Below are 9,905 nucleotides of genomic sequence, written 5' to 3' on the forward strand. Positions count from 1 at the left end.
AAAATTAAACAATCAATGTTCGATATACAAACTATTTTTGCATTATGCAGAAGAATATTTTACATCTGGATTTAGACACCTTTTTTGTCTCTTGCGAACGCCTTATCGATAGCCGTTTGCAACAGCTACCATTACTCGTTGGTGGCGTTGGCGATCGTGGTGTTGTAGCGGCCTGCAGTTACGAAACGCGCGTTTTCGGGGTGCATTCTGGGATGTCGATGAAAGTGGCCAGGCGCCTCTGCCCCGAAGCAGTGGTTATAAAAGGAGATTCTAGTATTTATACTAAATATTCGCATCTGGTAACAGAAATTATAAAAGAAAAAGTGCCGCTTTTTGAAAAAGCAAGTGTCGATGAGTTTTATGCCGATTTAACCGGAATGGATAAGTTTTATGGTTGCTATAAATATGCTTCGGAATTACGACAACAAATAATGAAAGATAGCGGTTTGCCCATATCTTTTGGATTATCAGCAAATAAAATAGTCTCTAAAGTAGCTACTGGCGAGGCAAAACCCAACAATCAGTTAAAAATTGATTCTGGTTTCGAAAAATCGTTTTTAGCGCCTTTATCGATTCGGAAAATACCATCGGTTGGCGAAAAGACGTATCAAACACTGCGTAATTTGGGTGTTGATAAAGTGGCGGTTGTACAACAAATGCCGGTTGAAATGATGATTAGCGCTTTGGGTGCCAACGGCCGCACCATTTGGAAACGTGCTAACGGTATCGATAATCCGCCAATAATTCCTTTTCACGAACGAAAATCCATTTCTACAGAGCGCACCTTTACCAAAGATACTATTGATGTGTTGCAACTGCGCACCACCATTTTTGCAATGGCAGAAAGTTTGGCCTACCAACTACGGAGAGGCGAAAAACTAGCCGGTACGATAAGCGTAAAAATCAGGTATTCAGATTTTAATACGTATAGCAAACAGATAAAAATCCCGTATTCTAGTGCCGACCATACTATTATCCCGAAAGTATTAGAGCTGTTTGATAAACTGTACCAACGCCGACTATTAATCCGTTTAGTGGGTGTGAAAATTAGCGATATCGTGACTGGTAATTATCAAATTAATTTGTTCGACGACACCGAAGAAATGTTAAACTTGTATAATGCTATGGATAATATTCGCGGGCGTTATGGCGAGTTGAGCGTAATGAGAGCCTCCTCGATGGGCGCAAAAACGATTGGCAGATTTCAAAATCCGTTTAGCGGAGAACCACCCATTTTATTAGCACATAGAAAACACTAATCTATAATGTATTGTAATTGCCACTCTTATTATTCTTTGCGTTTTGGAACGTTCTCTGAGGTTGACTTGCTAAAGTTAGCCCAAGAAAATGGGATCCATACCTTGGCATTAACCGATATTAATAATACCTCTGCGTGTTTAAATTTTATACGAAAAGCTAAAGATTTTAATATTAAGCCCGTTATAGGCATCGATTTTAGACATGGTGCACAGCAGCACTTTGTAGGGATCGCGAAAAATAATGAGGGTTTTAAAGAACTGAATAGTTTTTTATCGCAGCATTCTGAGCAGAAACTAAAGCTTCCCGAAACCGCTCCTCCTTTTAAAGACAGTTTTGTTATTTATCCGTTTGAAAAAGTGCTCCAACTGAATAAAACAACATTCTTAGATTCTGAATTTATTGGCGTTTCTGTTGAGGAATTACGAAAATTACGTTTTTCTAAACTGAAGACCTATACCGATAAGCTCGTCGTGCTTCAGCCGGTAACCGTGCGATCTCAAAAAGATTTTAATGCCCATCGTTTATTACGCGCCATCGATAATAACACGCTTTTAAGCAAATTAAGCACGTCCGAAGAATGTAAAATTACAGACAAAATGCTTTCCGCGGAAGCGTTAAAAACCGCTTTTGAAGATTTCCCACATATTATAGAAAACACCAATCGCCTGCTAGAAACCTGCACTGTGCATTTTAATTTTGGTGCCGACCGCGTGTCACAGAATTTAAATTTATATACTCATTCGGCTGAAGAAGATTACACCCTTTTAGAAAGCTTATGCCAGCAAGGCCTAAAAAAACGCTATAAAAACCCCGACGACAAAGTGTTTGCCCGTTTAAAAACAGAGTTAGATACCATTAAATCTTTGGATTTCGTATCCTTTTTTCTTATCAATCACGACATTGTTTCCTATGCTAAAAGTCAGGGTTATTTTCACGTGGGGCGTGGTAGTGGCGCCAATAGTATCGTGGCCTATATTATTGGTATTACCGATGTCGACCCTATTGAATTAGATCTGTATTTCGAGCGGTTTATAAATCCGTTTCGCGCGTCGCCACCAGATTTCGATATCGATTTCTCGTGGAAAGATCGCGAGGATGTTACCGCCTATATTTTTAAACGTTTCAAGCATACCGCACTATTAGCGACTTACAACACCTTTAAATACCGCGCCGTGGTTAGAGAATTGGGTAAAGTGTTTGGGCTGCCAAAAGAAGACATCGATAAATTAAGCAAAGGGGGCATTCCCGAAGCTAAGCTCGACGACGTATCGAAACTCGTGTTGCGTTATGGCAAATTAATTGAAGGCTTCCCAAATCATTTGAGTGTGCATTCGGCAGGGATTTTAATTTTAGATGCTCCCGTTCATTGTTATTCGGCAACCGATTTACCGCCAAAAGGATTCCCAACCGTTCAGTTTGATATGATTATCGCTGAAGACGTTGGCGTTTTTAAATTTGATATTTTAGGACAACGCGGCTTAGCAAAAATTAAAGAAGCTTTAGAGATTATAAAAGAAAACAGGCCCGATCTTCCCCCCATAGACATCACAAATGTGGAAGCGTTTAAAAAGGACAAGAACATAAATAACCTCTTAAAATCTGGCGGTGCTATTGGTGCATATTATGTGGAGTCGCCAGCAATGCGCGGTTTAATGCAGAAATTGCAAACGCAAGATTATTTGGGTTTGGTGGCCGCTAGTTCTATAATAAGACCAGGCGTTTCGGGGTCTGGAATGAAAGAGGAATTTATAAAACGCCACCGTTACCCAGAACAGCGGAAAAACGCGCACCCCATTTTACTTGAAATTATGCCAGAGACCTATGGCGTTATGGTGTATCAAGAAGATGTTTTAAAAGTTGCCAATCGGTTTGCGGGACTCTCACTTGGGGAAGCCGATGTGTTACGACGTGGAATGAGTGGTAAGTTTAGATCGCGAGCAGAATTTACTGCCGTAGAAGATAAATTTCTCGCTAATTGTAGGGCCAAAGGCTATAAAGACGCGCTTACTTTCGAGGTTTGGAACCAAATTAAAAGTTTTGCCGGCTATGCTTTTGCCAAAGGACACTCGGCGTCTTATGCCGTAGAAAGTTACCAGAGTTTATATTTAAAATGTTATTTTCCGATAGAATTTATGACCGCCGTTTTAAATAATGGTGGCGGATTTTATAGCGTAGAGCATTATCTTCACGAAGCCAAGCAGCAAGGTGCAACCGTTTGTTTGCCGTGTATTAATACCAGCGATCACCCTAATCGTTTGGTTGGTACCTCTATTTATCTGGGCTTTGGATATTTAAAAAATGTAGAATCGTACACCGTGCAGCGGTTGTTAACCGATCGCCAACTTAATGGCGAGTACAAATCGTTAGACGATTTTATAGACCGCGTAACTATTAGTATTGAGCAATTAACCATACTTATAAGAATTGATGCGTTCCGGTTTACCACGCACACTAAAACCGAATTATTATGGCACGCCACCTTTAAACTAAATGCCGACGGTGTGAAATCTAGCCAATCTAAACTCTTTAAAATTCAGCATAAAGCGTTTACAATCCCTAAACTAAATTCTAACTGGGTGGAAGATGCTTACGATGAAATGGAGCTGTTAAGCTTTCCGTTGTGCGATTATTTTAAATTAGCTAATCAAGAATTAAGCGGTGGTGTTTTAGCTAAGAATATGAAGGATTTTATAAACAAAGAAATTTTAATTTACGGAAGTTTAGTTACCACCCGATACAATAAAACGGCGCAAGGCAAATTAATGCGACTAAGTACTTTTATAGACCAAAACGGCGATTATTTTGATGCCGTTCACTTTACAAATGTGGTAGACCACTACCCTATTAACGGACTAGGTATTTACGCGTGCTACGGAAAAATTACCGATAGATTCGATTTTTACAGTATGAATATTGTTTGGAGTAAGAAGCTAGGAATTCTTCCCGATCCTAGAGAATGTTAACTCTATTGTAGACCTCTTTTAATAGTATTATACGTTGTTTCTAAATTGGCTGCTGCTTTCTGGCTGCGTTTGCAAGAACGATAATAAAGATATACGGGTTGACCTTTGTTAGGCTTTTCAAAACCTATTTTGAAATTTTATTGTTGGAAAAAATCAATATTTAAAACAGTTTTAACAGCTTATTGGTTGAATTCTTTTGACGATCTTACTATAACCAATTGACCATCATTATGCTCTATTGTTTTTTAATGCCGAAATTGTTAAGATTTTATAGCGTCCTATTTTGTGCAATGGCACCAAATAGTGAACTGAAAAGTATGTTGGTTAAAATTATATTTTCATTGATTGAATTTATTTCTTCTTGTAAAATCAATAAGCAATTTGCTGAATTAGCGTAAACTATGCTATCAGAACTAAAAAAAGCGACGATTACTCGCCGCCTTACTACTAATTAGCCTTAACTAAAAACCAACGTCATTGATTACAATGATTTTTTTGCAAGATAGAAATCCACTTTTTCTAAACTTTTATCAGCGATACGAGCATTCATCTCGTCTAATGTTTTTGGTGGTGGCACAATTACTAAGTCGCCTTTTTTCCAATCCAAAGGCATTGCTACCCCGTGTTCGTCTGAAATTTGTAAGGCTTCTAAAGCTCTTAAAATTTCATCCATATTTCTACCTACATTGAGTGGGTAGTACATTATTAAACGGATTTTTTTTGATGGGTCGATAAAGAATACGGCACGCACGGCAGCGGTCTCACTTTCATTAGGTTGTAACATTCCGTATAGTTTTGATACTTTCATATCTATATCGGCTATGATAGGGAAATCAAAATACACTCCTGTTTTTTCACGAACATTATTAACCCATCCTAGATGTGAGTGAATACTATCAATACTTAAACCCAAAAGCTCTGTATTTAATGCGGTAAATTCATCTTTACGTTCAGCAAAACCACTCATTTCAGTTGTACAAACGGGTGTAAAATCTGCGGGATGCGAGAACATCAAAATCCATTTATCCTTGGCAAAATTCGCCATCTGTATATCGCCTTTGGTTGTTTTGGCTTTAAAGTCTGGTGCCTCGTCGCCTATTCTTGGCATTGAATAAACAGTATTTAATTCTGAATTTTCCATAATAATTATTTTAATTTTATCTTATATAAAGATACTGAATGTTATTTATAAACACAGTAACAAATGTTACTGAAAAGGTAAAAGGTTAGAAAATTATAAAAACGGACAATTGTATTCTAATATTTTTTAAAAATATGGTCTATTAGAAAGTTTAAGTGTTCTTTTTCAATAGAATAGCATTACATCTTCAATTAGCAAATTTAAAAAAAGCTATAGAATTGGATAATTGAAAAGATCCCAAAAAAATGAAGAAATTGAGGTTATAGAGCTTTTCTTCTAAACTCCATTTCTTATATTTCATATCTCAAAGGTATTAATTGAAATTTAAAATAGCACTCCAAACTTATTAGGGGCTAAACTAACTTGGAGGCTTCAGTTATTACATTCTAAAATTGTTAAAGAGTAACGATACTTAAATTAATACAAAATTTCAAAAACTTTGATGTGGTTAATATTCTAATTTAGAATTTCAATAAAAAATATCAAAATTAGATAAATAAAACGTATTCCTATTTAGCAAACTGCCTTTTGGCGCGCATAAACCTTATGTTTTTTTTATAATAGAGCTACAAAATATGTTGTTTATTAGTGCTAACCGAAAACAGACAAAAATGAAAGCAATTTATATCACAAAATCTGGAGGGCCGGAAGTATTACAACTAAAAGAAACGTCAAAGCCGAAACCAGGAAAAAATCAAGTCTTAATAAAAGTGAAAGCTGCGGGCGTAAATCGTAGCGATGTTATAACTCGTAAAACTACTACTGAGTCTTTAATACCGGGTTTGGAAGTTTCTGGAGAAATTACAGAAATTGGTGATAACGTCACCGATAAAAAAATTGGCGATAATGTCTGCGCACTTATTGCCAGCGGTGGTTATGCAGAATATGTAAATGTAGAAAGCTCTCATTGCCTTACCACGCCTGAGGGCTTAAGTCTCACAAATGCTGCTGCCATTCCTGAAACGGTATTTACTGTGTGGTTTAATGTATTTCAATTAGCAAAACTTCAACCTAATGAAAAGTTGCTAATTCACGGCGGCACTAGCGGTATTGGTACTATGGGTTTACAAATGGCTAAAGCGTTGGGCTCTGAAATATACACCACTGCAGGAAACGATAAGAAGATTGAGTTTCTTAATAAAATGGATCTCGGCAAGGCGATAAATTACAAGAAAGAAGCCTTTGAAGACGTTTTTAAAGATAAAAAAATAGATGTTATTTTAGATATGGTTGGTGGCGATTATACACAGAAGAATCTCGATATTCTCAATAATAAAGGACGTCTAGTTAATATTAATGGTATGAAAAGTAGTGAGGTCTCTATTAATCTGCGAACCATTATGAGCAAAAATCTAATTTTAACCGGTAGCTTTCTAAAACCCCAATCGGCTGCCGTAAAAACACAAATTGCTAAGGAGGTAGAAAAAAATATTTGGCCATTATTCCATTCAAAAAAAATACAGCCTGTAATTTATAAAACGTTTCCACTAAAAGGTGCTGCCGAGGCACATAAACTTATGGAAAGTAGCACACACATTGGGAAAATTTTACTTACGATGGATTAATAGCATAATTACAAACTTCATTCTAAAGAAAGTCACAACATCTTAAATTGACATGCCTATTTTCAAAAACTATCATTGAGACACTTGGCTAAAATTAAATAATCTATACGCGCTTTTAATACTTTGGTAAAAGATTTTAAAAATGTAAATTTATGTCTTACTAAAACCACGTGACTATGAAACAAAATAACGACCCTCAAATAAAATCAGAAGATCATCCCTCCTTTCAAAAGAAAGTGTTTATTGTTACCAAAACTTTAATTCTCACGCTCATTCTTTTGTTAATTTTCGAAGCTACTTTCCGCATTTTTTTATTGGTTTTAGCAGGGTCACTTATAGCTATATTTTTTAGAGGTTTTAGTGCTTTAATACAACGTAAAACAAATTGGAAAGAATGGGTTTCTGTAACGATTTCTGTTTTAAGTACTTTGTTAATTGGTGCAGGATTATTTTGGTTAATTGGTGCTAAAGTACAAGACCAAATGGCTCAGTTAGTGCAAACATTACCCGAAACTATTGAAAATGCACAGGCGAGATTAAATAACAGTACTATTGGTGAGATTATTGTTGATAGAGTGTCTTCAAAAAGTTCTATGGATAAAGCGCAAGTGTTTGCGGGACAATTTTTTCAATCTTCATTCGGAGTATTTGGTGATATTTATGTGGTATTATTTATTGGTATTTTCTTTACCATTTCGCCGAAAACGTACACGAACGGTATAGTACAACTAATACCAGTAAGAGGACAACAAAAAGCAAAGGACGTATTAGATAAGTTAGGAGAGCAATTACGCAAATGGCTTAAAGGAAAGTTGTTTTCTATGTTTGTTGTCTTTATTCTAACCGCCATAGGTTTAGCTATTCTAGGAATGCCTCTTTGGCTTGTTTTGGCGCTATTGGCTGGGTTAATAAGTTTTATTCCCAATTTTGGCCCCATACTAGCATTAATACCAGCGGTGTTAGTGGCGCTCTTGCAAAGTCCTACAATGGCGGCTTTGGTGGTTGGTCTTTATATTTTAATTCAATTTATTGAGAGCAATTTTATTACCACACTCGTTCAGAAAAAATTGCTTAATATGCCTCCCGCCCTAATAATAATTGCGCAATTATTAATGGGCGTACTCACTGGCGGATGGGGATTAATTTTGGCAACACCACTAACGGTTATTGTCATTGTACTTGTTCAGAAACTATACCTTAAAGACAGACAGTCTTAAGTACTGCGATACCCGTCGAAACAGCGCGATTTAAGTTAGAGTAACATCACCTAAAAAAAGATCAAAAAAGACCTCTGGAACAATCAATTTAATCACGCTATGTAACCTAAGTTGCTATATTTACTTATATTATATCATAATTTTAATTAATATTACACTAAAGTATCAATTATGAAAATCAAACAATTTGAATACAAACCGCTAGCCCATTATTCTTACGCCATCGTTAGTAATGGAAAAATGGCAATAATAGATCCCGAACGAAATCCGCAACAGTATTATGCTTTTGCAAAAGCTAACAGCGCCATAATAGAGGCGGTTATAGAAACCCACCCGCACGCAGATTTTGTGAGTTCGCACTTAGAAATTCACAAAGAAACCGGAGCGATCATTTATAATAGTGAAAAGTTAGGTGCCGGTTATCCGCACCAATCCTTTGATGATGGCGATAGTATAACTTTAGGAAACGTTATACTTAAGGCTATTAATACACCAGGCCATTCACCAGACAGCATCACTATTGTGGCTTCGCACCGTAAAGAAACCGTTCTTTTTACTGGAGACACTTTATTTATAGGAGATGTCGGTAGACCCGATTTGCGTGAAAAGGCAGGTAATATGAAAGCCAAACGTGAAGAATTGGCTGAAATGATGTACGATACCATCACCACTAAATTTAATAATTTACCAGACGATGCCATTATCTATCCAGCACACGGAGCAGGTTCGCTGTGTGGTAAAAATATTAGCGATGCTAGTAGCAGCACGCTGGGTAATGAACGTATAGGAAATTGGGCATTTAAAAACCAGTCGAAAAAGGAATTTATAAATACCTTACTCGCTGGTCAACCATTTATCCCTTCTTACTTTGGATTCGATGTGGACTTGAATAAAGTTGGAGCTCCTAATTTAGAGCCGAGTATTAAGGATATTCCGTTTAAAGGTAATACAAGTGCTGAAGGCACAATTGTAGATATTCGTGATGAAAGTATTTATAAAAAAGGACATTTAAAGGGGAGTTATAATATTCAGGCGGTTTCTGAAAATGCCAAATTTGAAACCTGGTTAGGCTCTATTATAGAACCTGAAGAAGCATTTACTCTTGTTATTGACACTAAAGAAAATAAGGATAACATACTGCAACGTGTGGCAAAAATAGGCTACGAAAGTCAGCTGAAACAAATCATTACCCTATCTAGTGAGTATCTTGAGCAAACCAAAAAACTAGACCTAACAGATTTTAAAAATAATCCTCAGAAATATACTATTGTAGATATACGCAATACAAGCGAAGTTGAAGAAGGTCAGATTTTTAATGACGCCATTTCTCATCCTTTAAATGCACTAAGAAATACAGCCAACACTATACCTACAGATAAACCAATAGTGGTGCATTGCGCTGGGGGCTACCGTAGCGCTGCCGGAAGTAGCATCCTTCAGAATAAACTAGAAAACGTTATTATTTATGATTTAAGCGATGATGTAACGGCATTTCAAGAGTAAAACAGGATCATTCTCAAAAGTTGTGTGTGAATTGAAATAAAACGTCGACAATTATCTTGAATTACTCAAACTTATTCTTCCTGAATTTTTAATTAATCATTTCGATCTAATAAAAAATACTAAAAATGGTGATGTAATGCATCTTTATTTTGAAGAGCGCAATGTGGTTCCTAAAGAAGAGAAATCCAAAATCCTTATTGCCCACGGTTTTCACAAAGAAGTTACTATTCAAGACTTCCCTCTACGAGGTAATACT

At 36.5% G+C, this 9,905-nt stretch carries 6 protein-coding genes and 1 pseudogene; 6 read left to right on the forward strand and 1 reads right to left on the reverse strand.

Features of this window, described 5'->3' with window-relative positions:
* Nucleotides 1-44: 44 nt before the first annotated feature.
* A complete protein-coding gene (locus tag ES677_RS06700) occupies nt 45-1,259 on the forward strand; it encodes a DNA polymerase Y family protein (RefSeq protein ID WP_148380820.1) in 1,215 nt (404 codons plus the stop codon).
* A gap of 6 nt (nt 1,260-1,265) precedes the next feature.
* A complete protein-coding gene (locus ES677_RS06705) occupies nt 1,266-4,223 on the forward strand; it encodes a DNA polymerase III subunit alpha (RefSeq protein WP_148380821.1) in 2,958 nt (985 codons plus the stop codon).
* 481 nt (nt 4,224-4,704) lie between these two features.
* On the opposite strand, the gene ES677_RS06710 is transcribed toward ES677_RS06705, so the two are convergent.
* Nucleotides 4,705-5,364 (reverse strand): peroxiredoxin, encoded by a 660-nt coding sequence (locus ES677_RS06710; RefSeq protein WP_148368819.1) that lies wholly within the window; start codon nt 5,362-5,364, stop codon nt 4,705-4,707.
* 611 nt (nt 5,365-5,975) lie between these two features.
* Between ES677_RS06710 and ES677_RS06715 the strand changes: the two genes are divergently transcribed.
* The 4 genes and pseudogenes from ES677_RS06715 to ES677_RS15950 all read left to right on the forward strand — a co-directional run.
* Complete coding sequence (locus ES677_RS06715) at nt 5,976-6,929, forward strand: NAD(P)H-quinone oxidoreductase (RefSeq protein WP_148368818.1); 954 nt, start codon at nt 5,976-5,978, stop codon at nt 6,927-6,929.
* Nucleotides 6,930-7,105: 176 nt separating this feature from the next.
* On the forward strand, nt 7,106-8,146 hold the full coding sequence (locus tag ES677_RS06720; protein ID WP_148368817.1) for an AI-2E family transporter: 1,041 nt from the start codon (nt 7,106-7,108) through the stop codon (nt 8,144-8,146).
* A gap of 171 nt (nt 8,147-8,317) precedes the next feature.
* Complete coding sequence (locus tag ES677_RS06725; protein WP_148380822.1) at nt 8,318-9,649, forward strand: MBL fold metallo-hydrolase; 1,332 nt, start codon at nt 8,318-8,320, stop codon at nt 9,647-9,649.
* 70 nt (nt 9,650-9,719) lie between these two features.
* A pseudogene (locus ES677_RS15950) lies at nt 9,720-9,905 on the forward strand (ISAon1 family transposase N-terminal region protein); the annotation flags it as partial.

This window comes from Bizionia gelidisalsuginis (assembly GCF_008086185.1).
Taxonomy (GTDB): Bacteria; Bacteroidota; Bacteroidia; order Flavobacteriales; family Flavobacteriaceae; genus Bizionia; species Bizionia saleffrena.